At 62.7% G+C, this 22,480-nt stretch carries 18 protein-coding genes; 12 read left to right on the forward strand and 6 right to left on the reverse strand.

Annotated features, from left to right (window positions below; genetic code table 11):
* The first annotated feature begins 179 nt into the window (after positions 1-179).
* Entirely contained in the window at positions 180-3,053 is a 2,874-nt protein-coding gene (gene gcvP / locus C6A77_RS22130; protein ID WP_114171384.1) for an aminomethyl-transferring glycine dehydrogenase, read from the forward strand.
* Positions 3,054-3,151: 98 nt separating this feature from the next.
* Here the strand turns inward: gcvP and C6A77_RS22135 are convergent, their stop codons facing one another.
* From C6A77_RS22135 to C6A77_RS22145, 3 genes are all read right to left on the reverse strand, one after another.
* A complete protein-coding gene (locus C6A77_RS22135) occupies positions 3,152-3,466 on the reverse strand; it encodes a DUF2388 domain-containing protein (protein ID WP_056794176.1) in 315 nt (104 codons plus the stop codon).
* A gap of 89 nt (positions 3,467-3,555) precedes the next feature.
* Positions 3,556-5,241 (reverse strand): GspE/PulE family protein, encoded by a 1,686-nt coding sequence (locus C6A77_RS22140; protein ID WP_114171385.1) that lies wholly within the window; start codon positions 5,239-5,241, stop codon positions 3,556-3,558.
* Positions 5,242-5,487: 246 nt separating this feature from the next.
* Positions 5,488-5,793 (reverse strand): hypothetical protein, encoded by a 306-nt coding sequence (locus C6A77_RS22145; RefSeq protein WP_114171386.1) that lies wholly within the window; start codon positions 5,791-5,793, stop codon positions 5,488-5,490.
* Positions 5,794-5,919: 126 nt separating this feature from the next.
* Here C6A77_RS22145 and C6A77_RS22150 point away from each other — a divergent pair, with 126 nt between their 5' ends.
* On the forward strand, positions 5,920-6,390 hold the full coding sequence (locus C6A77_RS22150; RefSeq protein ID WP_114171387.1) for an Lrp/AsnC family transcriptional regulator: 471 nt from the start codon (positions 5,920-5,922) through the stop codon (positions 6,388-6,390).
* 64 nt (positions 6,391-6,454) lie between these two features.
* On the opposite strand, the gene C6A77_RS22155 is transcribed toward C6A77_RS22150, so the two are convergent.
* Entirely contained in the window at positions 6,455-7,822 is a 1,368-nt protein-coding gene (locus C6A77_RS22155; RefSeq protein WP_114171388.1) for a CYTH domain-containing protein, read from the reverse strand.
* A 219-nt stretch (positions 7,823-8,041) separates the two neighbouring features.
* On the opposite strand from C6A77_RS22155, the gene argE reads away from it, so the two are divergent.
* Both argE and argA read left to right on the forward strand, forming a co-directional pair.
* Positions 8,042-9,184, forward strand: a complete 1,143-nt coding sequence (argE, locus tag C6A77_RS22165) for an acetylornithine deacetylase (protein ID WP_114171390.1) — start codon at positions 8,042-8,044, stop codon at positions 9,182-9,184.
* Between the two features lie 123 nt (positions 9,185-9,307).
* On the forward strand, positions 9,308-10,606 hold the full coding sequence (gene argA / locus C6A77_RS22170) for an amino-acid N-acetyltransferase (protein ID WP_114171391.1): 1,299 nt from the start codon (positions 9,308-9,310) through the stop codon (positions 10,604-10,606).
* A gap of 152 nt (positions 10,607-10,758) precedes the next feature.
* Here the strand turns inward: argA and C6A77_RS22175 are convergent, their stop codons facing one another.
* Positions 10,759-12,135: a glutamine synthetase family protein gene (locus C6A77_RS22175; RefSeq protein ID WP_114171392.1), complete on the reverse strand. Its 1,377-nt coding sequence runs from the start codon at positions 12,133-12,135 to the stop codon at positions 10,759-10,761.
* 574 nt (positions 12,136-12,709) lie between these two features.
* Between C6A77_RS22175 and C6A77_RS22185 the strand changes: the two genes are divergently transcribed.
* The 7 genes from C6A77_RS22185 (at position 12,710) to C6A77_RS22215 (ending at position 21,018) form a co-directional block, all read left to right on the forward strand.
* Positions 12,710-14,068, forward strand: a complete 1,359-nt coding sequence (locus C6A77_RS22185; RefSeq protein ID WP_114171394.1) for a glutamine synthetase family protein — start codon at positions 12,710-12,712, stop codon at positions 14,066-14,068.
* Positions 14,069-14,114: 46 nt separating this feature from the next.
* Positions 14,115-15,476, forward strand: a complete 1,362-nt coding sequence (locus C6A77_RS22190; protein WP_114171395.1) for an aspartate aminotransferase family protein — start codon at positions 14,115-14,117, stop codon at positions 15,474-15,476.
* Between the two features lie 170 nt (positions 15,477-15,646).
* A complete protein-coding gene (locus C6A77_RS22195; protein ID WP_114171396.1) occupies positions 15,647-16,744 on the forward strand; it encodes a polyamine ABC transporter substrate-binding protein in 1,098 nt (365 codons plus the stop codon).
* Positions 16,745-16,902: 158 nt separating this feature from the next.
* Complete coding sequence (locus tag C6A77_RS22200; protein ID WP_114171397.1) at positions 16,903-17,997, forward strand: polyamine ABC transporter substrate-binding protein; 1,095 nt, start codon at positions 16,903-16,905, stop codon at positions 17,995-17,997.
* A gap of 71 nt (positions 17,998-18,068) precedes the next feature.
* Positions 18,069-19,211 carry a polyamine ABC transporter ATP-binding protein gene (gene potA / locus C6A77_RS22205; protein ID WP_114171398.1) on the forward strand — a complete coding sequence of 381 codons (1,143 nt, stop codon included), beginning with the start codon at positions 18,069-18,071 and terminating at the stop codon, positions 19,209-19,211.
* Entirely contained in the window at positions 19,208-20,128 is a 921-nt protein-coding gene (locus C6A77_RS22210) for an ABC transporter permease subunit (RefSeq protein ID WP_114171399.1), read from the forward strand. Before potA ends, C6A77_RS22210 begins: the two co-directional genes overlap by 4 nt.
* Positions 20,125-21,018, forward strand: coding sequence for an ABC transporter permease subunit (locus C6A77_RS22215; RefSeq protein WP_085621602.1), 894 nt, complete (start codon positions 20,125-20,127; stop codon positions 21,016-21,018). The genes C6A77_RS22210 and C6A77_RS22215 overlap by 4 nt, the downstream gene beginning before the upstream one ends.
* An 82-nt stretch (positions 21,019-21,100) precedes the next feature.
* Here C6A77_RS22215 and C6A77_RS22220 read toward each other — a convergent pair whose 3' ends face one another.
* Complete coding sequence (locus C6A77_RS22220; protein WP_114171400.1) at positions 21,101-21,547, reverse strand: transposase; 447 nt, start codon at positions 21,545-21,547, stop codon at positions 21,101-21,103.
* Positions 21,548-22,067: 520 nt separating this feature from the next.
* On the opposite strand from C6A77_RS22220, the gene C6A77_RS22225 reads away from it, so the two are divergent.
* The gene (locus C6A77_RS22225; protein WP_114171401.1) at positions 22,068-22,331 is read left to right on the forward strand and encodes a DUF3077 domain-containing protein; all 264 of its coding nucleotides are present in this window, start codon (positions 22,068-22,070) and stop codon (positions 22,329-22,331) included.
* The last annotated feature ends 149 nt before the right edge of the window (positions 22,332-22,480 follow it).

A 22,480-nucleotide genomic window follows, 5' to 3' on the forward strand; every position in this document is an offset into this window, starting at 1 on the left:
TTCGCGGCTAAAGCCGCTCCCACAGGTACTGCACAGCATCTGATACATGTGCGGTCCCTGTGGGAGCGGCTTTAGCCGCGAAGAGGCCGGGCCTGCAAAGCAAGTTTCCCCGCACAATCGGCAATCCCTTCCTAGACTTGTAGTCTCCATGAGAGCTGTTCCAGGAAGAGAGCGTCGTCATGTCCCAGTCGCCATCCCTGCATCAACTGCAAGAGCGCAACCCTTTCCTGCGTCGCCACCTCGGCCCGGATGCCGCAGAGCAGCAGGCCATGCTCAATGCGCTGGGCATCACCAGCCGCAATGAGCTGATCGAGCAGACCGTACCGCCAGATATCCGCCTCAATCGCCCACTCGACCTGCCTGCAGCGCTGGACGAACAGACCGCGCTGGCCAAGCTGGCCGGTTACGCCGCGCAGAACCAGGTCTGGACCAGCCTGATCGGCATGGGCTACCACGGCACCATCACCCCCACGGTGATCCTGCGCAACGTGCTGGAAAACCCCGGCTGGTACACCGCCTACACGCCCTATCAGCCCGAAATTGCCCAGGGCCGGCTGGAGGCGCTGCTGAATTTCCAGCAGATGGTCATCGACCTCACGGGCTTGGCCCTGGCCAACGCCTCGCTGCTCGACGAAGCGACCGCCGCCGCCGAGGCCATGGCCCTGGCCAAGCGGGTGGCGCGCAACAAGAGCAACGCCTTCTTCGCCGACCAGCATTGCCACCCGCAGACCCTGTCGGTATTGAAGACCCGCGCCGAAGGCTTCGGCTTCGAGCTGATCGTCGACGCTGTGGATAACCTCGCCCGGCACACGGTTTTCGGTGCCTTGCTGCAGTACCCCGACACCCACGGCGAGGTGCGCGACCTGCGCCCGCTGATCGACCACCTGCATGGCCAGCAGGCCCTGGCCTGCGTGGCGGCCGACCTGCTCAGCCTGGTGGTGCTGGCGCCACCCGGCGAGCTGGGCGCCGATGTGGTACTGGGTTCGACCCAGCGCTTTGGCGTGCCGATGGGCTACGGCGGCCCGCACGCGGCCTACTTTGCCTGCCGCGATGACTACAAGCGGGCCATGCCGGGGCGCATCATCGGCGTGTCGCGCGATGCCCGTGGCAACACCGCACTGCGCATGGCGCTGCAAACCCGCGAGCAGCATATCCGCCGCGAAAAGGCCAACTCCAACATCTGCACAGCCCAGGTGCTGCTGGCCAACATTGCCGGTTTCTACGCGGTGTACCACGGCCCGCAAGGCCTGCAGCGCATCGCCCAGCGCGTGCACCGGCTGACCTTCATCCTTGCCGCAGGCCTTGAAGCCAAGGGCATCAAACGCCTCAACCAGCACTTCTTCGACACCCTTACCCTGGATGTCGGCGGCGCCCAGGCGGCCATCATCGAAAGCGCCGAAGCCGCGCACATCAATTTGCGCATCCTCGGTCGCGGGCACCTGGGGGTGAGCCTGGACGAGACCTGTTCAGAACAGACGGTGCTGCGCCTGTTCGACATTTTCCTGGGGGTTGATCACGGCCTGGATCTCGCCGCCCTCGACCAGCTGGCCAGGCCCGAAGGCATCCCCGCCAGCCTGGTGCGGCGCACGCCGTTCCTCGCTCACCCGGTATTCAACCTGCACCACAGCGAAACCGAAATGCTGCGCTACCTCAAGCAGCTGGAAAACAAGGACCTGGCGCTGAACCAGTCGATGATCCCGCTGGGCTCGTGCACCATGAAGCTCAACGCCACCAGCGAGATGATCCCCATCACCTGGCCCGGCTTTGCCCAGCTGCACCCGTTTGCCCCGGCCGCCCAGGCCACTGGCTACAAGGCCATGATCGACGAACTGGAAAGCTGGCTGTGCGCGATTACCGGTTTCGATGCCATCTGCATGCAGCCCAACTCCGGGGCCCAGGGCGAGTACGCCGGGCTGATGGCCATAACCCGCTACCACCGCAGCCGCCACCAGCCGCAGCGCACGCTGTGCCTGATCCCGTCATCGGCGCACGGCACCAACCCGGCGTCGGCGCAAATGGCCGGCATGGACGTGGTGATCGTCGATTGCGACGACGATGGCAACGTCGACCTGGCTGACCTCAAGGCCAAGGCCAAAGCAGCCGGGGAGCGCCTGTCGTGCCTGATGATCACCTATCCGTCGACCCACGGCGTGTACGAGGAGGGCATTCGCGAGATTTGCGAGGTGGTCCACCAGCACGGCGGTCAGGTATACATGGACGGCGCCAACCTCAATGCCCAGGTGGGCCTGGCGCGTCCGGCGGACATCGGCGCCGACGTTTCCCACATGAACTTGCACAAGACCTTCTGTATTCCCCACGGCGGCGGTGGCCCGGGCATGGGCCCGATCGGCATTCGCGCGCACCTCAAGCCGTTCGTCGCCAGCCATCCGGTGGTCCCGGTACCTGGTCTGGAGCCGAACAACAGCGCGGTCAGTGCTGCGCCTTGGGGCAGTGCAAGCATCCTGCCGATCAGCTGGATGTACATCGCCATGATGGGGCCGCAGCTGGCCGATGCCAGCGAGGTGGCGATCCTCTCGGCCAATTACCTGGCCAGCCAGCTGAGTGGCGCCTTCCCGGTGCTCTACCGTGGGCGCAACCAGCGGGTGGCGCATGAGTGCATCCTCGATTTACGGCCTTTGAAGGCGCTGACAGGTATCAGCGAAGAAGACGTGGCCAAGCGCCTGATGGACTATGGCTTCCATGCGCCGACCATGTCGTTCCCGGTGCCGGGCACGCTGATGGTGGAGCCGACCGAGAGTGAATCGAAGGCCGAACTGGACCGCTTCGTCGAGGCGATGCTGGCGATTCGCGCGGAAATTGGCGAAGTGCAGGAGGGTAACTGGCCGGCGGAGAACAACCCGCTCAAGCACGCGCCGCATACCTTGGCCGATGTGCTGGCGGTGTGGGACAGGCCCTACAGCCTGGAGCAGGCGGTGGCGCCCAGCGCGCATGTACGACAGCACAAGTACTGGCCAGCGGTGAACCGGGTCGACAATGTGTATGGGGACCGGAATCTGTTCTGTGCGTGTGTGCCGGTGGAGGCTTATCGCTAACTGTGGTTTGCCTGTGCCGGCCTCTTTGCGGGTAAACCCGCTCCCACCTTGGCACAGGGCATGTGGGAGTGGGCAAACCCGCGAAGCAGACGACGCGGTTACTCGGCTACGGCATTCTTGGCCAGAATGGCATTGGCCAGTTCCATGTCGGAAGCCTGCATCCCCGGGTTCTCGGCGCGCGCCTGGCGAATTGCCGCTTCGAGGAACGGCCCGCGAATCGCCCCTTCGCTGGCCACGAAGCTGCCGGCGTCGTCCTGCGCCGCCATCACCAGCTTGTGATCCCCGGAAGTCAGGTAGCTCGATGCCGTGGTGGCACCGGTAGTCATCACGTTACGCCAGAAGGTATCGGCCATGGCGGAGCCGATAGGCAGCGAGAGCAGGGCGGCGGCAGCGATGGCGGTTTTGAGACGCATGTTGAAACACCTCGAAGGGTGAGGGTTGAAGATGCGCGCTTTGATCTTGCCAATGGGCTGCAAGTTCCTTGAATACAAGGCTTTTTTGCTCAGCAACAGGCCCGTAGCACTTCCTCCTGGCGGGTCTGCCCACAGGCCACTTTGGCCTCCCCGCAGCGGCGCAGATCAACCAGCCCGTCAGCGATGGCCTGGCGCCGCAAACTGGCCAGGTCACTGCCCGGGCCAATCTGCGCGCGCAGGGTGTCGCTGGGTACCAGCAACTCGAACAGCCCCGTGCGGCCGTGGTAGCCGGTGCCGCGACAGGTGCCGCACGGCTGGCCGTCGGGCACCGCCGCGCCACCCCGGCAATCCGTGCACAGCGTGCGCACCAGCCGCTGAGCCATGACCCCGGCCAGGGTCGCCTTGATCAGGTAGTCGGCCACACCCAGTTCCTGCAGGCGGGTGATCGCGCTACAGGCGTCGTTGGTATGCAGGGTCGACAGCACCAGGTGCCCGGTCAGGGCGGCCTGCACCGCCACCAGCGCGGTCTCGCGGTCACGGATTTCGCCGACCATGATGATGTCCGGGTCTTGGCGCAGCATGGCCCGTACCCCGTTGGCGAAGCCCAGGTCCAGCGCGGGCTGCACTTGCAACTGGTTGAAGGCGGGTTCCAGGCGCTCGATCGGGTCTTCGATGGTGCACAGGTTGACCTGCGGCGTGGCCAGCAGCTTGAGGCTGGCGTACAGCGTGCTGGTCTTGCCGGAACCGGTCGGGCCGGTAACCAGGATGATGCCCTGGCGCTGTTGCAGCAGGCCTTGCCACTGCAGCAACTGCGGCCCGTCCAGGCCGAGCCGGTCGAAGCCTGCTTGCAGCTGTTGCGGATCGAACAGCCGCAGCACCAGTTTCTCGCCGAACGGGGTCGGCAGGGTCGACAGCCGCAGCTCCACCTCGCCACCGCCGGGCAGGCGGCTTTGCAGGCGGCCATCCTGGGGTCGGCGCTTTTCCGCGACGTCCATGCGCCCCAGGTGTTTCAGGCGGCTGACCAGCGCCAGGGTCACCGCGGCGGGAAAGCTGTAAACGCTGTGCAGCACACCGTCGATGCGGTAACGCAGCTGGCCCTGCTCGCGGCGCGGTTCCAGATGGATATCGCTGGCGTGTTGCTCGATGGCGTACTGCAGCAGCCAGTCGACGATATGCACGATATGCGCGTCGTCAGCGCTGGCCTCGGCCTGGCGCTTGCCCAGCTCCAGCAGTTGCTCGAGCTCGCCCAGGGTGGCGGACTGCTGGTGTTGCGCGCCTTTCACCGACTGGGCCAGCCGGTGCAACGACTGCCCTGCCTGACGGAGCTGCTGCGGGCTGGCCAGCACGCGCCGGACCGGCCGGCCTAGGCTGCGGGCAAGGTCGGCCTGCCAGTCGTTCTGGTAGGGCTGGGCGCTGGCGACGGTGACGCAGGAGGCATCGGCGGCGACGATGAGGATGCCATGGCGCTGGGCGAAAGCCGGGGATACCAGGCCACTGATTTGCGGCAGGTCGAGTTGCAGCGGGTCGATGCGCAGGTAGGGCTGACCGACCTTGTTGGCCAGCCATTGGCACAGGCGATCCAGGTCCAGGCGCAGGCCGGGGCGCTGGCGGTCTGCCAGGGCGCAGGCGGCAATCTGCTCCAGCGGGTGCGCGGCGGGATGGGCGGTGGCTTGCTGGATAACGTGCAGGGTGTCGTCGGGGTCCAGGTGCTGGTCGGCGAGCAGGGCGTCGAGCACGCGCTTGAGGTCGAGTGCAGGGTTGTTGGGGGTATGCATGATGGGCGTCCGTGCCTGAAGGGGAAAGCTCAAGGCTAGCCGGGCGGGGGAAGGTTAACGGAAGTGAACGGTTTCGGGAATTTACTGGCCTGTGCTGGCCCTATCGCCGGCAAGCCAGCTCCCACAGGATTACCACAGGCTTTGAAGTTTGCGCTGTACCTGTGGGAGCAACTGTCTTACTCAATTTCTAAAGGCTGGCGCGATCCCTGTGGGAGCCGGCTTGCCGGCGATAGGGCCGGTAAATGCTTACACAACCGCCAACTCCACCCGCTGCAGGTTGCTGAGGCTGACCTCAGACACACACACCAGGTTACGCAATTTCTGCGCAATCACCTCGGCCCGGTGCCAGCTGAGGCCGCCGATGCCGACCTCGATAGCCAGCCAGTCGTCCTGCTGGCTGACCTGCACGCTGTGCGGGGTCAGGAACTGCAGGGCAAACAGGTTGAGCACCCGGCACAGGCTGTCAGGCTCGGCCTCGGCCTGCAGGCGATAGTGCACGGTGCTGTGGGCGCTGCTGGCGGCCCAGGCGTCGGTACGGGGCTGTGCGTTCATGCTGGTCTCCGCAAAATGTGAAGAAATTCTTGCACGTTGGCGTCGGCATTTTTTCGCTATGATTTGATAATTTGGCTACCTAGGCGAATTGAGCTATTCAATTTTAGGCAACTAGGAGAATTATTTATGCAAAGCGAGCTGGACGCCTACGACCGCCGTATCCTCGAACTGCTGCAAGAAGACGCCTCGCTGTCCAGCGCACAGATCGCCGAGCGCGTGGGGCTGTCGCAATCGCCCTGTTGGCGGCGCATTCAGCGGTTGAAGGAGGAAGGGGTGATCCGCGGGCAGGTGACCTTGCTCGACCGCAAGAAGGTCGGCCTGAACACACAGATTTTCGCCGAGGTGAAACTGAACGCCCATGGCCGCTCCAACTTCACCGAGTTCACCGAGGCGATCCGTGGGTTTCCGGAGGTGCTGGAGTGCTATGTGCTGATGGGGTCGGTGGACTTTCTGCTGCGCATCGTTACCTCGGATATCGAGGCGTATGAGCGGTTTTTCTTCGAAAAGCTGTCGAACGTGCCGGGGATTCAGGAGGTGAACTCGATCGTCGCGCTATCCGAGATCAAGTCCACCACCAGCCTGCCACTAGCGAGGTGAGGGCATTCGCGGGCTCGCCCGCTCCCACAGGGTGCAATTGCCGGTATGAGCAGGCGACGCGGTATCACGCCTTGAGCAGGTGCTTCCAGCCGCGGCTTTGATCCACCGCCCGAGCCTGCTCGATACGCGCTTCCAGCACTTCATCGCTGATCGGCTGCTCGGCCAGTTCATGCAGCTTTTTCAGGTCGCCATACAGGCGGTCCATTTGCGGCGCCTCCAGCACCTGACGGGCATGATGCAGCCAGGCCAGTAGCTGTTCGATGCGCGGCAACTGCTCGGCCAGGTCTTCCGGGCGCTGGGTGTACAGCGGCAGCTTCAACGCACGGCCCTCTTCGCCCAGCAGGTGCGCCAGCCAGCTGGCCAGCTGCGCCTTGCCCTGGCGTTCGCCGCGGCCTTTGCGTTCCACGGCCCAGCCGCGGTTCAGCAGCCAGCGCGAGGTTTCCAGCGAGAACTGGCCCCAACGCACGTCTTCCAGCTCTTCGGCGAACTGCTCGGGGGCGGCGCGGCGGATGTCTTCGTCATCGTTGCCGGCCTGTACCAGCGGGCGCCAGTCTTCGAGCAGGGCGTCGAGGCTGCTGCGCAGGTCACGGGTAGTGGCGCGCGGCGCGGCCTGGCCCAGGCTGGCGGTGAGGGCGCGCAGCTCGCTCAGGCACTCGACCCAGTCCTGCAGCAGGCGCCAGTGGCCGTTGTGGCGATATTGCTCGGCCAGGCGCTGGCTGCTGCCCAGCAGTTGCCAGGCCAGCGCGGCATAGGCATCGTCCACGGCCATTTCGGCTTCCAGCTCGGTGTGTGGCAGGCTCAACTCGTAGCTGTCCGGCTCCAGCAGGCGATAGCCACGCTCGGCCTTGCTGATGTCGCACGGCATCAACGGCAGGCTGGCGGCCAGTTCGGCGGCCAGTTCCAGCAGCGCCTGCGGCTCGCCTTCACGCAGTTCCAGCTCCAGCTCGCAGATTTCTTCCTTGCGCTTGCCGGCGATCACGAAGCCTTGGTCCAGCGCGGCTTCGATCACCACCTTGCTTTTGCCACGGCCCCAGGCGATTTCAGCGAATTCACGGGTGAAATCGGTGGTGAACAGCGGCTTGATGGTTTTTTTGTCCAGCGCGGCCAGCTGCGCGGGCCAGCAGCTGTCGTCGAGCTTCTTCAGGTCGAGCTTGACCTTGTCCAGCTGCCATTCGTGCTCGTTGCGCTCGGACAGGCCGGCCACGCTGGTGCCGCGGCATTTCAAGGTCTGGATGACGGCCTCGCCGTCGCGGCGCAGGCGCAGGGCGACACGGGCGGCAGACAGCTCGCGCTCGGGGGTGTCGAAGTACTGGTTGAGCAGTTCGCGGGTCTGCCAGCCGGACTTGTTGCGCTTTTTCAGCAGAGGGTGCTCGCGCAGGGCGGCAAGGGTCTCGCGGCTGGCGCGGAGCTTGAGTTCGGTTTCTTTGTGCATCACAGGCTCGAAGGAGGGGCGTGGTTGCCCAGCAGTCTACAGGAGTCGGCTGTGGTCTGTGGGATCGTGGTGGGCTTCTTCGCGGGCTTGCCCGCTCCCACAGGTACAGCATCGCTTTCAAGGGCGGTGCAATCCCTGTGGGAGCGGGCAAGCCCGCGAAGAAGCCCACACGGTTGGGCCGCATTGCTATGATGGGCAACGCTTCCAAGGAGTACGCGCATGCCGTTGCCGACGCTGAAAGACCAGTTCGCCGCTTTGATCGCCGCGTCTTCGGTCAGTTGCACCCAGCCTGCGCTGGACCAGTCCAACCGCCAGGTCATCGAGCTGCTGGCCGGCTGGCTGGGCGATCTCGGCTTCAGCTGCGATATCCAGCAGGTCAGCCCCGGCAAGTTCAACCTGCTGGCCAGCCGCGGCAGCGGCCCTGGCGGCCTGGTGCTGGCCGGGCACAGCGACACCGTACCCTACGACGAGCGACTGTGGGCCAGCGACCCGTTGAAGCTGACCGAAGCCGATGGCCGCTGGATCGGCCTGGGCAGTTGCGACATGAAGGGCTTCTTTGCCCTGGTCATCGAAGCCGTCATCCCGCTGCTGGAACACGATTTCAAGCAGCCGCTGCTGATCCTCGCCACTTGCGACGAAGAAAGCTCCATGTCCGGTGCCCGCGCCCTGGCCGAGGCCGGCCAGCCGCTGGGCCGGGCGGCGGTGATCGGCGAGCCCACCGGGCTGCGGCCGATTCGCATGCACAAGGGCATCCTCATGGACCGCATCGACATCCTCGGGCGCAGCGGCCATTCGTCGGACCCGAACCTTGGCCGCAGCGCCATGGAGGCCATGCACGCGGTGATGGGCGAACTGATGGGCCTGCGCCAGCACTGGCAGCAAACCTACCGCAACCCGCAGTTCAGCGTGCCGACCCCGACCCTGAACTTCGGCTGCATCCACGGCGGCGACAACCCCAACCGTATCTGCGGCCAGTGCGCACTGGAGTTCGACCTGCGCCCGCTGCCGGGCATGGACGTGGAGCAGCTGCGCGCCGCCATCCAGGCCAAACTGGTGCCGCTGGCGGAGCGCTTCGAGGTACGTATCGACTATGCACCGCTGTTCCCCGAGGTGCCGCCATTCGAGCAGGCCGCCGACGCCGAACTGGTGCAGGTGGCGGAGCGCCTGACCGGTCATCGCGCCGAAGCGGTGGCGTTCGGCACCGAAGCGCCTTATCTTCAGCAACTGGGCTGCCAGACCATCGTGCTGGGCCCCGGCGATATCGCCTGTGCCCACCAGCCCGGCGAATACCTTGAAATGTCACGAATCGAGCCTACCGTGCGTCTATTGCGTGACCTGATCCGGCACTACTGCCTGCACTAAACGTCAATCGAGTTGATTCGTCCCTGCCTAGAGGAGACCGCGCGTGACCGCAAGCCTGTTCCGACGATGATCCTGAACGCCCCTGTATCGCCGTTCTCCGTCCACTTATCCACAGGCCCTGTCATGCCCGACTACGTCAACTGGCTGCGTCATGCCTCCCCATACATCAATGCCCATCGCGACTGCACCTTCGTGGTCATGCTCCCGGGCGATGGGGTGGAACACCCGAATTTCGGCAACATCGTCCACGACCTGGTGCTGCTGCACAGCCTGGGCGTGCGCCTGGTGCTGGTGCATGGCTCGCGCCCGCAAATCGAAAGCCGCCTGACCGATCGCGGCCTGACCCCGCACTACCATCGCGGCATGCGTATTACCGATGCTGCCACGCTGGACTGCGTGATCGATGCCGTCGGTGCCTTGCGCCTGGCCATCGAGGCACGCCTGTCGATGGATATCGCCGCCTCGCCGATGCAGGGCTCGCGCCTGCGCGTAGCGTCCGGCAACCTGGTCACGGCACGGCCGATCGGTGTGCTCGAAGGGGTGGACTACCACCACACCGGCGAAGTGCGCCGGGTCGACCGCAAGGGCATCAGCCGCCTGCTCGACGAGCGTTCCATCGTGCTGCTGTCGCCGCTGGGCTACTCGCCGACCGGTGAAATCTTCAACCTGGCCTGCGAAGACGTGGCCACGCGGGCGGCCATCGAACTGGGGGCCGACAAGCTGCTGCTGTTCGGCGCCGCACCGGGCCTGCTGGACGAGGACGGCAAGCTGGTGCGCGAGCTGCGCCCGCAGCAGGTTGCGCCGCACCTGCAGCGCCTGGGCAGCGATTACCAGGGCGAGCTGCTGGACGCTGCTGCCGAGGCTTGCAAAGGCGGTGTGGCGCGCAGCCATATCGTCAGTTATGCCGAGGATGGCGCGCTGCTGACCGAGCTGTTCACCCGGGGCGGTGGCGGCACGCTGGTGTCGCAGGAGCAGTTCGAAGTGGTGCGCGAGGCAACCATCGACGACGTAGGTGGTTTGCTGGAGCTGATCAGCCCGCTGGAAGAGCAGGGCATTCTGGTGCGCCGTTCGCGGGAAGTGCTGGAGCGGGAGATCGAGCAGTTCAGCGTGGTCGAGCGTGAAGGCATGATCATCGCTTGCGCGGCGCTGTACCCGATTGCCGATTCCGAAGCGGGTGAGCTGGCGTGCCTGGCGGTGAACCCGGAATACCGCCATGGCGGGCGTGGCGATGAGTTGCTGGAGCGCATCGAGAGCCGGGCGCGACAGTTGGGGTTGAATACCCTGTTCGTGCTTACCACGCGCACTGCGCACTGGTTCCGCGAGCGCGGCTTTGCGCCGAGTGGTGTGGAGCGGCTGCCGGCGGCGCGGGCTTCGCTGTACAACTATCAGCGCAATTCGAAGATTTTCGAGAAGCCGTTGTAAGCCTGTACCGCAGCCTCTGTGGGAGCGGCCTTGTGTCGCGAAAGGGCCGCAAAGCGGCCCTGGCAATATCAGCGTGATGCACAAATCTTGGGGGCGCTTCGCACCCCCTTCGCGACACAAGGCCGCTCCCACAATGTGGGCGGCGTTCTTGCTTACACGGTATGCAGGTACCAGTTGTACTCGAGGTCGGAGATCGAGTGCTCGAACTCCTCCAGCTCGCTCTCCTTGCACGCGACAAAGATGTCGATGTACTTCGGATCGATGTACTTGTTGAGGATCTCGCTGTCGTCCAGCTCGCGCAGGGCATCGCGCAGGTTGTTCGGCAGGCTCTGCTCCAGCTGCTCGTACGAGTTGCCTTCGATCGGCGCACCCGGCTCGATCTTGTTGGTCAGGCCATGGTGCACACCGGCCAGCACGGCCGCCATCATCAGGTACGGGTTGGCGTCGGCACCTGCCACGCGGTGCTCGAGGCGCACGGCGTCCGGCGAGCCGGTCGGTACGCGCAGGGCCACGGTGCGGTTGTCCAGGCCCCAGCTTGGCGCGTTCGGTACATAGAACTGCGCGCCAAAACGGCGGTACGAGTTGACGTTCGGGCACAGGAACGCCATGGACGCGGGCAGGGTCTCGAGCACACCGCCGACAGCGTGACGTAGCGCGGCGTTCTGCTCGGGATCCTCGCTGGTGAAGATGTTGTTGCCATCTTTGTCCAGCACGGAAATGTGTACATGCAGGCCGTTGCCTGCCTGGCCCGGGTAGGGCTTGGCCATGAAGGTGGTGTCCATTTCATGGTCATAGGCGATGTTCTTGATCAACCGCTTGAGCAGTACCGCGTAGTCGCAGGCCTTGAGCGGGTCTGGCACGTGGTGCAGGTTGACTTCGAACTGCGCCGGGGCGCTTTCCTTGACGATGGCGTCAGCCGGAATGCCTTGTTCCTTCGCGCCTTCGAGGATGTCCTGCAGGCAGTCGGCATATTCGTCGAGGTCGTCGATCAGGTACACCTGGGTCGACTGCGGGCGCTTGCCGGAGATTGGCGAGCGTGGCGGCTGCGGACGGCCGTTCACGTTCTCCTGGTCGATCAGGTAGAACTCCAACTCGAATGCGGCGCAGATGGTCAGGCCCATATCGGTGAACTTGCTCACCACCTGGCGCAGCACTTCACGCGGGTCGGCGAAGAACGGCTCGCCTTCCAGCTCGTGCATGGTCATCAGCAGCTGGGCGGTAGGGCGTTTTTGCCACGGCTCGTTACAGAGCGTGTCGGGGATTGGATAGCAGATGCGGTCAGCATCGCCGATGTCCAGGCCAAGCCCGGTGCTTTCGACGGTGGAGCCGTTGATGTCCAGGGCGAAGAGGGAGGCCGGCAGGTTGATGCCTTTCTCGTAAACCTTGTGGAGGCTGGTGCGCTCGATGCGCTTGCCACGCACCACACCATTCATATCTGCAATCAGAAGGTCAACGTAGAGAACCTCAGGATGTTCCTTAAGGAACGCGTTCGCTTCGTTAAGCTGAACGGCACGCGGGGGTACCGACATGATGCAACACCTTTGTTGTTAAAAATATCAATCAAGGGGGGCTTGCAGGACCAGTCAATCGAAAAGCCATACTGATGTCAAGCCAACCCCATGATGCCCTGAAATGGCACATCTACGGCAGATTTGCTGCAAATCGGGGCAAGCCATTATCCGCTATTTCCCGTGCAAAGGGCTATCTCCGACAAGCCGTGTTTTATTTTTTACGGAGGAGTTGTGTAAAAAAATGAACAAGGCTAAGCTCGGTCTCAACCCAGAACACAATAATACGAGGGTCACATGGTCCGCTTGCCGCGACCTGAAAGCACTGCCTGCGCAGTGCCATCGGGTACCTCCGTCGTTTTTGCAAGCTTCGTCAATGGCGCTGCCGCCCTGGCCGCAATAATTGACGTTTGGCGTTCCCGGACCCGCCCTCGCAGCGGCTTGCCGCCCTTCGTTTCGTCTTCCTGCCTTTCGAACTCATTATGGACACTGCTGTTTTCAGTGTATCCAGTGTGGCTCTGCGCGGGGGTTTTTGCTTTAGCAATCCACTCCATCCAGAATCAAGCTGCGGACCACCTTACCTCCTGAGGTATTTATGAGTAACAACCTCGACCAGCTCACCGATTGGTTGAAAGAGCACAAGATCACCGAAGTCGAATGCATGATCAGTGACCTGACCGGCATCACGCGCGGCAAGATTTCGCCTACCAACAAATTCATCGCCGAAAAAGGCATGCGCCTGCCCGAGAGCGTGCTGCTGCAGACCGTGACCGGCGATTACGTCGACGACGACATCTATTACGAGCTGCTTGACCCGGCGGACATCGACATGATCTGCCGCCCCGACGAGAACGCCGTGTTCCTCGTGCCATGGGCCATCGAGCCGACCGCCCAGGTGATTCACGACACCTATGACAAGAAGGGCAACCCGGTCGAACTGTCGCCGCGCAATGTGCTGAAAAAAGTGCTCAAGCTGTACGCCGACAAGGGCTGGCAGCCGATCGTCGCGCCGGAGATGGAGTTTTACCTGACCAAGCGCAGCGAAGACCCGGACTTCCCGCTGCAGCCGCCGGTAGGCCGTTCGGGCCGCCCGGAAACCGGCCGTCAGTCGTTCTCGATCGAAGCGGCCAACGAATTCGACCCGCTGTTCGAAGACGTCTACGACTGGTGCGAACTGCAGCAGCTGGACCTCGACACGCTGATCCACGAAGACGGCACCGCGCAGATGGAAATCAACTTCCGTCATGGCGATGCGCTGCACCTGGCCGACCAGATTCTGGTGTTCAAGCGCACCATGCGCGAGGCCGCGCTCAAGCACAACGTGGCCGCCACCTTCATGGCCAAACCGATGACCGGCGAGCCAGGCAGTGCCATGCACCTGCACCAGAGCGTGGTCGATGTGGCCACCGGCAAGAACATCTTCAGCAATGAAGACGGCAGCATGAGCGAACTCTTCCTGCACCACATCGGTGGCCTGCAGAAGTTCATCCCCGAAGCGCTGCCGCTATTCGCGCCCAACGTCAACTCGTTCCGCCGTTTCCTGCCCGACACCTCGGCACCGGTGAACGTGGAATGGGGCGAAGAGAACCGCACCGTCGGCCTGCGCGTGCCGGATGCCGGCCCGCAAAGCCGCCGGGTGGAAAACCGCCTGCCCGGCGCCGACGCCAACCCTTACCTGGCGATTGCCGCGAGCCTGCTGTGTGGCTACATCGGCATGGTCGAAGGCATCGCCGCCAGTGCGCCGGTCCAGGGCCGTGGCTACGAACGCCGCAACCTGCGCCTGCCGCTGACGATCGAGGACGCCCTGGAGCGCATGGAAAACAGCCGCGCGCTGGTGCAGTACCTGGGCAAGAAATTCATCACCGGCTACGTCGCCACCAAGCGCGCCGAGCACGAGAATTTCAAACGCGTCATCAGTTCCTGGGAGCGTGAGTTCCTGCTGTTCGCTGTCTGATCAACCCTGAGGCTGCCTGCGCGGCCGCCGGAAAATGGAGAGGCACATGAGCGTCAACAACCCGCAAACCCGTGAATGGCAAAACCTGAGCGGCGAGCACCACCTGGCCCCCTTCTCTGACTACAAGCAGTTGAAGGAGAAGGGGCCGCGCATCATCACCAAGGCGCAGGGTGTGCACTTGTGGGACAGCGAAGGGCGCAAGATCCTCGACGGCATGGCGGGCCTGTGGTGCGTGGCGGTGGGCTATGGCCGCGAAGAACTGGTGCAGGCGGCAGAAAAGCAGATGCGTGAACTGCCCTACTACAACCTGTTCTTCCAGACCGCCCACCCGCCTGCGCTGGAACTGGCCAAGGCGATCACCGACGTGGCCCCGCAAGGCATGACCCATGTGTTCTTCACCGGCTCCGGCTCTGAAGGCAACGACACCGTGCTGCGTATGGTCCGCCATTACTGGGCGCTGAAAGGCAAGCCACAGAAGCAGACCATCATCGGCCGTATCAACGGCTACCACGGCTCCACCGTGGCCGGTGCCAGCCTGGGCGGCATGAGCGGCATGCACGAGCAGGGCGGCCTGCCGATCCCGGGCATCGTGCACATCCCGCAGCCGTACTGGTTCGGCGAAGGCGGCGACATGACCCCGGATGAATTCGGGGTGTGGGCGGCCGAGCAGCTGGAGCAGAAAATCCTCGAAGTCGGCGAAGACAACGTCGCCGCCTTCATCGCCGAGCCGATCCAGGGCGCCGGCGGCGTGATCATCCCGCCGGAAACCTACTGGCCGAAGGTGAAGGAGATTCTCGCCCGCTACGACATCCTGTTCGTCGCCGACGAAGTGATCTGCGGCTTCGGCCGTACCGGCGAGTGGTTCGGCTCCGACTATTACGACCTCAAGCCTGACCTGATGACCATCGCCAAGGGCCTGACCTCCGGTTACATCCCCATGGGCGGTGTGATCGTGCGTGACAGTGTGGCGCGGGTACTCAGCGAAGGCGGCGATTTCAACCACGGTTTCACCTACTCCGGCCACCCGGTCGCGGCCGCGGTAGGCCTGGAAAACCTGCGCATCCTGCGCGACGAGAAAATCATCGAGAAGGCGCGCACGGAAGCGGCACCGTATTTGCAAAAGCGTTTGCGTGAACTGCAGGACCACCCGCTGGTGGGCGAGGTACGCGGCCTGGGCCTGCTCGGTGCGATCGAGCTGGTCAAGGACAAGGCCACCCGCAGCCGTTACGAGGGCAAGGGCGTGGGCATGATCTGCCGCACGTTCTGCTTCGACAACGGCCTGATCATGCGGGCAGTGGGTGACACCATGATCATCGCCCCACCGCTGGTGATCAGCCGTGCAGAAATCGATGAACTGGTGGAAAAGGCACGCAAGTGCCTCGATCTGACCCTGGAAGCGATTCGCTAGGCGTTTGCTAGGCTAGCGGTGTGACATTAAGTGGTTACAAGGCCCTGCTTTCCTTGATACAGGGCCTTGGAACTTGCCAGACTAGCGGCTGTTTCAGTCGCCGCGCGCTCTGCACCGTAGGTCCTGGCTGCTGAACAGATGGCTAAATAAAAAATTCTGGAGCATTACGCATGAATAAAATGGGCAAGACGTTGCTGGCCGCCGCCCTGATGGGTGCCATGGCTACCGCTGTTCAGGCTGAAGACAAGGTGTTGAACGTCTACAACTGGTCGGACTACATCGCTCCGGACACCATCGCCAAGTTCGAGAAGCAGACCGGTATCAAGGTCAAGTACGACGTGTTCGACAGCAACGAAACCCTCGAAGCCAAGCTGCTGGCCGGCAAGTCGGGCTACGACATCGTGGTGCCGTCCAACAACTTCCTGGCCAAGCAGATCAAAGCTGGCGTGTACGAGGAACTGGACCGTTCCAAGCTGCCGAACTGGAAAAACCTCGACCCGGACCTGCTCAAGGCCGTTGGCGATGCCAGCGACAAGGACAACAAGCACGCCTTCCCGTACATGTGGGGCTCGATCGGTATCGGCTACAACCCGGAGAAGGTCAAGGCCGCGCTGGGCGTGGACAAGATCGACTCGTGGGATGTGGTGTTCAAGCCTGAAAACATCGCCAAGCTCAAGAGCTGCGGCGTGAGCTTCCTCGACGCCCCGACCGAAATGCTGCCGGCCGCGCTGCACTACCTGGGCCTGCCGAGCAACAGCACCAAGAAAGAAGACCTCAAGGCCGCCGAGGACCTGTTCCTCAAGATTCGTCCGTCGATCACCTACTTCCACTCGTCCAAGTACATCGGCGACATGGCCAACGGCAACATCTGCGTGGCCGTCGGTTACTCGGGGGACCTGGAGCAGTCCAAGGCCCGTGCCCACGAAGCGGGTGACAAGGTCAAGGTCGACTACGTGATCCCGAAAGAAGGTGCCGGTACCTTCTACGACATGGTCGCCATCCCCAAGGATGCCGAGCACAAGGACGCTGCCTACCAGTTCATGGACTTCCTGATGCAGCCGGAAATCATGGCGGAAATCACCAACGCCGTGCGCTTCCCGAACGGCAACGCTGCCGCTACCCCGTTCGTGGACAAGGACATCACCAGCGACCCGAGCATCTACCCGCCAGCCGAAGTGAAGAAGCAGCTGTATGCGATCGCTGCACCTGAAGCGTCTGCCCAGCGTGTGATCACCCGCAGCTGGACCAAGATCAAGTCGGGCAAGTAAGCCCGATGCGGTACCTCTGGGCCGGGAGTTCCCGGCCCAGAGCCAGTGAAAGGCAATTGATGATTGCGGCATCGAGGCTGCGAAGGTAAGTTGCGCGCCGGTTTTGCGTGTGCGGCAGCACTGTCGCTACCCAGGCACTGATTGTGAGGAGCACCCACTTGTCCATTTCTCTATTCCGCAAGGCCTTGCTGGCTGGTGCGGGCCTGACGCTGGCATGCAGCGTCCAAGCGGCGCCTACGGTGCACTTCTACAACTGGTCCGACTACATCGGCCCGACCACACTCGCGGACTTCGAAAAGGCAACGGGCATCAAACCCGTGCAAGACGTGTTCGACTCCAACGAAACCCTGGAAGGCAAGCTGCTGGCCGGCAACACCGGCTATGACGTGGTCGTGCCGTCCAACCATTTCCTCGGCAAGCAGATCAGGGCGGGCGCTTTCCAGCAGCTCGACAAGAGCCTGCTGCCAAACTACGCCAACCTGGACCCGGCGCTGATGAAACGCCTGGAAAAGAACGACCCGGGCAACCAGTACGCCGTGCCTTATCTGTGGGGCACCAACGGCATCGGTTACAACGTCGACAAGGTGAAGGCCGCGCTGGGCGTGGACACCATCGATTCGTGGGCCGTGCTGTTCGAACCCGAGAACATGAAGAAGCTCTCCAAGTGCGGTGTGGCGTTCCTCGACTCGGCGGACGAAATGCTCCCGGCGGTGCTCAACTACATGGGGCTGGACCCCAACAGCAGCAACGCCAAGGACTACCAGGCCGCCGAGAAGAAACTGCTGGCGGTGCGCCCGTACGTGACCTACTTCCATTCGTCCAAGTACATCACCGACCTGGCCAACGGCGACATCTGCGTCGCGGCCGGTTTCTCGGGTGATGTGTTCCAGGCCAAGGCCCGCGCTGAAGAAGCGAAAAAGGGCGTGAACCTGGCCTACGCCATTCCCAAAGAAGGCGGCAACCTCTGGTTCGACGTGCTGGCGATTCCCAAGGACGCCAAGAACGTCAAAGAGGCGCATGCCTTCATCAACTATTTGCTGAAGCCTGAGGTTATCGCCCAGGTCAGTGATTACGTCGGTTACGCCAACCCGAACCCCAAGGCTGGCGACCTGATGGACCAGGCCGTGAGGACTGACGCCGCGGTTTACCCACCGCAGGAAGTGCTGGACAAGATGTTCGTGAATTCAGAGTTGCCGCCCAAGGTGCAACGGCTGATGACCCGTAGCTGGACCAAGGTCAAGTCGGGCAAGTAATTATCCAGACCCGTCGCGGTACCTGCAGGGCAGGCCGCGCGGGCACAAAAATCTTGTTGGGAGTTTCACTCATGGCAGTTGCCTCCGGTGCCTATAAAAAAGCCCTCGAGGGTGGCCAGCAACCCAAGCAGGTGCTGGTCAAGATCGACCGGGTCACAAAGAAATTCGACGAAACGGTAGCCGTGGACGATGTGTCCCTGGAAATTCGCAAGGGCGAGATCTTCGCCCTGCTGGGTGGCTCCGGTTCCGGCAAGTCCACCTTGCTGCGCATGCTGGCCGGCTTCGAGCGCCCAACCGAAGGGCGGATCTTCCTCGATGGCGTCGACATCACCGACATGCCGCCCTACGAGCGGCCGATCAACATGATGTTCCAGTCCTACGCGCTGTTCCCGCACATGACCGTGGCGCAGAACATCGCCTTCGGCCTGCAGCAGGACCGGATGCCCAAGGCCGAGATCGACGCCCGTGTGGCCGAGATGCTCAAGCTGGTGCACATGACCCAGTATGCCAAGCGCAAGCCGCACCAGCTGTCTGGCGGCCAGCGCCAGCGCGTGGCCCTGGCCCGTTCCCTGGCCAAGCGCCCCAAGCTGCTGCTGCTCGACGAGCCGATGGGCGCACTGGACAAGAAGCTGCGTTCGCAGATGCAGCTGGAACTGGTAGAAATCATCGAGCGCGTGGGCGTGACCTGCGTGATGGTGACCCACGACCAGGAAGAGGCCATGACCATGGCCCAGCGCATCGCCATCATGCACCTGGGCTGGATCGCCCAGATCGGTTCGCCGGTGGACATCTACGAGACCCCTACCAGCCGCCTGGTGTGCGAGTTCATCGGTAACGTCAACCTGTTCGAAGGTGAGGTGGTCGACGACGCCGAAGGCCACGCGATCATTGCCAGCCCGGAGCTTGAGCGCAAGATCTACGTCGGCCACGGCATCACCACTTCGGTGGAAGACAAGCACATCACCTACGCCCTGCGCCCGGAAAAGATGCTGGTCACCACCCAGCAACCTACCTGCGAGCACAACTGGTCGCGCGGCAAGGTCCACGACATCGCCTACCTGGGCGGCCACTCGGTGTTCTACGTCGAGCTGCCGAGCGGCAAGATCGTCCAGTCGTTCGTCGCCAACGCCGAGCGCCAGGGCACCCGCCCGACCTGGGGCGACGAAGTGTACGTGTGGTGGGAAGATGACAGCGGCGTGGTACTGCGGTCATGAAACTGCGCAAGCTCAAGCGAGCCTTCCAGCGCATCACCCCGGAGGGGCGGCACCTGGTGATCGGCGTGCCGTTCATCTGGCTGTTCCTGTTCTTCATGCTGCCGTTCTTCATCGTGCTGAAGATCAGCTTCGCCGAAGCCGATGTGGCGATTCCACCGTATACCGAGATCTTCAGCTACGTCGAAGACAAGATCCAGCTGGTGCTCAACCTGGCCAACTACGGCCTGCTGACCGAGGATGAGCTGTATATCTCGGCCTACCTGGGCTCGCTGAAGATGGCCTTCTTCAGTACCTTGCTGTGCCTGCTGATCGGCTACCCGATGGCCTATGCCATCGCCAATTCCAAGAAGGAAAGCCAGACGGTCTTGCTGCTGCTGATCATGATGCCGACCTGGACCGCGATCCTGATCCGCGTGTATGCCTGGATGGGCATTCTCAGCAACAACGGCCTGCTCAACGGCTTCCTGTTGTGGACCGGGTTGATCGACCAGCCGCTGCAAATTCTCAACACCAACCTGGCGGTGTACATCGGCGTGGTCTATTCGTACCTGCCGTTCATGATCCTGCCGCTGTTCGCCAACCTGGTGAAGCACGACCCGAGCTTGCTCGAAGCCGCTTCGGACCTGGGTTCGAGTACCTTCAACAGCTTCTGGAAGATCACCGTGCCGCTGTCGAAGAACGGCATCATCGCCGGTTGCATGCTGGTGTTCATCCCGGTGGTGGGCGAGTTCGTCATTCCTGAACTGCTTGGCGGCCCGGAAACCCTGATGATCGGTAAGGTGCTGTGGCAAGAGTTCTTCAACAACCGTGACTGGCCGGTGGCCTCGGCGCTGGCTGTAGTGATGCTGGCGATCCTGATCGTGCCGATCCTGCTGTTCAACCGCAGCCAGGCCAAAGAGATGGAGGGCCGCGCATGAAACGCTTCAGTTTCTCCAAGCTGATGCTGGTGCTCGGCTTGCTGTTCATCTACCTGCCGATGCTGATCCTGGTGATCTACTCGTTCAACGCCTCCAAGCTGGTGACGGTGTGGGGTGGCTGGTCGATCAAGTGGTACGTCGGCCTGCTCGACAACACCCAGTTGATGGGTTCGGTGATGCGCTCGCTGGAAATCGCCTGCTACACGGCGGTGGCGGCGGTGGCGCTGGGCACCCTGGCGGCCTTCGTGCTGACCCGGGTCACCCGCTTCAAGGGCCGCACGCTGTTCGGTGGCCTGGTCACCGCGCCGCTGGTAATGCCCGAAGTGATCACCGGCCTGTCGCTGCTGCTGCTGTTCGTGGCCATGGCGCAGATGATCGGCTGGCCGCAGGAGCGTGGCATCGTCACCATCTGGATCGCCCACACCACGTTCTGTGCGGCGTATGTGGCGGTAGTGGTGTCGGCGCGCCTGCGTGAGCTGGACCTGTCGATCGAAGAGGCGGCGATGGACCTGGGTGCCAAGCCGTGGAAGGTGTTCTTCCTGATCACCATCCCGATGATCGCGCCATCGCTGGCGGCGGGCGGCATGATGTCGTTCGCGCTGTCGCTGGATGACCTGGTGCTGGCCAGCTTCGTGTCGGGCCCGGGTTCGACCACCTTGCCGATGGAAGTGTTCTCGGCGGTGCGCCTGGGCGTGAAACCTGAGATCAACGCCGTGGCCAGCCTGATCTTGTTGTCGGTGTCGCTGGTGACCTTCTTCGTCTGGTACTTCAGCCGCCAGGCCGAAGAGCGCCGCCGCAAGGCGATTCAGCAGGCGATCGAAGAGGGTGCGGCAGCGAATGCCTCGCAGCCACAGGTCAAGCGCCCGGTGCAGGTTACGGCTTCGGCCTGACCCGGCCTATTCGCGGGTGAACCCGCTCCCACAGGAGTATCCCTGTGGGAGCGGGTTCACCCGCGAATGCCTCAACTCTGATTCAAAGCCAGACTGCATCCCAATGTGGATAGTCTCTGACACTTTTGACCAGGCCAGCCCGCAACGGATTGGCAACGATATATCTGGCGAAATGCACCATGCTTTCTTCCCTTCTTAGTGCCCGGTCCTGATACCCAGGTTGCCAAACCGGATCATGCTCAACCCCTGCCCGATGCAACACCAGACTGGACCTTGATTTGAACCTCCGCATCAAGGTCTCCAGCGTCGTACCTTTCAACTCGATCAGCCAATGCAGGTGGTTCGGCATCAATACCCAAGCCAGTGACCGACAGGCGTGCTCCTCATCTGACTGGCGTAGTTGGTGAATCACCAACCGGGCATGTTGGAACAGTGGCTTGCGCTGGTGGGTGACGGTGGTTAGTAGATAGAGCCTGCCATGCTCTGAATAGCGACCACGACGAAGTAGATGAGACTGGGCTCGCGACATTGGTTTCTTCCTTGAAAAGCAGGTGAGCTCTCAAAGGTAGCGGCTGGAATGCAGGTGCTTTGTGGATCATGGTTTCTGGATATGGCAGACACTTTGGTGGCAGTACCGGCCCTTTCGCGGGTGAACCCGCTCCCACAGATATGGTGCACATCTTGAAATCTGGCGCTCCCCCCTGTGGGAGCGGGTTCACCCGCGAAGAGGCCCGCAAGGCGTACGACTTTTCATCAACTCAAACCCAAAGCTTCAGTTGGATTAGCTTGGGAATTATTCTACGAGCCATGTGGAAGCTGCTCCGTTGTAGGGGAAATGCCCCAGGGATAACGTCGTTGGGTCGCCAGTAATGGTGACTGGGTGTGAGAACCCAACGATATAGTGCTTCCGTCATGGCAGCCGTGCGCGGGCAGACCCAGGTCTGGCTGCGTTCCTATATCCGCGGTTTCTCACCTCGCGTACGGTTGCCGCCCTGATCCGTGAGAAAGATGATGGTGGCAACTCCTTGTCCCGATATAGGAGATCCACCATGGCCAATAATCATCCCTCACAAAGCAGCACCGTCGGCCAAGAAACCTGCATGGACCTCTTCCGCGTCCAGGCCAACATCCCCTTCAACCACGCCTTTTCCGAACTCTCCGTCATGCTCGGCTGCATCAATCACCTGACGACCGAAGCCGAGATGGAGAATGACCGGTTGGCCGGCAGTGCCGCGAGAATTCTCAGTGGCTTTGCCAAAGCACTGATCGATGACATCGAACTGGGACTGAACAAGGCTTCAGTTCAGCTCTGACCTGTACCGGCCCTTTCGCGGGTAAACCCGCTCCCACAGGGTAATGGGCAGCCTCAGGGCTTGCGCAATCCCTGTGGGAGATTCTATGGTTTTCAGCAAGCCAGTTTCCCGCCTTTGGTGACGTATTCGTCCTGATTTTTCATCAGGGC

Origin of the sequence: Pseudomonas sp. AFG_SD02_1510_Pfu_092 (assembly GCF_003331055.1) — a bacterium.
GTDB lineage: Bacteria > Pseudomonadota > Gammaproteobacteria > Pseudomonadales > Pseudomonadaceae > Aquipseudomonas.

Excerpts from the sequence above, each read along its gene's own strand:
- C6A77_RS22145 (WP_114171386.1), bottom strand. The coding sequence starts at position 5,793 with ATGAACGCACAGCCCCGTACCGACGCCTGGGCCGCCAGCAGCGCCCAC.
- argA (WP_114171391.1), top strand. The coding sequence starts at position 9,308 with ATGCCCGACTACGTCAACTGGCTGCGTCATGCCTCCCCATACATCAAT.
- C6A77_RS22155 (WP_114171388.1), bottom strand. The coding sequence starts at position 7,822 with ATGCACAAAGAAACCGAACTCAAGCTCCGCGCCAGCCGCGAGACCCTT.
- C6A77_RS22195 (WP_114171396.1), top strand. The coding sequence starts at position 15,647 with ATGAATAAAATGGGCAAGACGTTGCTGGCCGCCGCCCTGATGGGTGCC.
- C6A77_RS22220 (WP_114171400.1), bottom strand. The coding sequence starts at position 21,547 with ATGTCGCGAGCCCAGTCTCATCTACTTCGTCGTGGTCGCTATTCAGAG.
- potA (WP_114171398.1), top strand. The coding sequence starts at position 18,069 with ATGGCAGTTGCCTCCGGTGCCTATAAAAAAGCCCTCGAGGGTGGCCAG.
- C6A77_RS22225 (WP_114171401.1), top strand. The coding sequence starts at position 22,068 with ATGGCCAATAATCATCCCTCACAAAGCAGCACCGTCGGCCAAGAAACC.
- C6A77_RS22210 (WP_114171399.1), top strand. The coding sequence starts at position 19,208 with ATGAAACTGCGCAAGCTCAAGCGAGCCTTCCAGCGCATCACCCCGGAG.
- gcvP (WP_114171384.1), top strand. The coding sequence starts at position 180 with ATGTCCCAGTCGCCATCCCTGCATCAACTGCAAGAGCGCAACCCTTTC.
- C6A77_RS22190 (WP_114171395.1), top strand. The coding sequence starts at position 14,115 with ATGAGCGTCAACAACCCGCAAACCCGTGAATGGCAAAACCTGAGCGGC.
- C6A77_RS22185 (WP_114171394.1), top strand. The coding sequence starts at position 12,710 with ATGAGTAACAACCTCGACCAGCTCACCGATTGGTTGAAAGAGCACAAG.
- C6A77_RS22215 (WP_085621602.1), top strand. The coding sequence starts at position 20,125 with ATGAAACGCTTCAGTTTCTCCAAGCTGATGCTGGTGCTCGGCTTGCTG.
- C6A77_RS22175 (WP_114171392.1), bottom strand. The coding sequence starts at position 12,135 with ATGTCGGTACCCCCGCGTGCCGTTCAGCTTAACGAAGCGAACGCGTTC.
- argE (WP_114171390.1), top strand. The coding sequence starts at position 8,042 with ATGCCGTTGCCGACGCTGAAAGACCAGTTCGCCGCTTTGATCGCCGCG.
- C6A77_RS22135 (WP_056794176.1), bottom strand. The coding sequence starts at position 3,466 with ATGCGTCTCAAAACCGCCATCGCTGCCGCCGCCCTGCTCTCGCTGCCT.
- C6A77_RS22140 (WP_114171385.1), bottom strand. The coding sequence starts at position 5,241 with ATGCATACCCCCAACAACCCTGCACTCGACCTCAAGCGCGTGCTCGAC.
- C6A77_RS22150 (WP_114171387.1), top strand. The coding sequence starts at position 5,920 with ATGCAAAGCGAGCTGGACGCCTACGACCGCCGTATCCTCGAACTGCTG.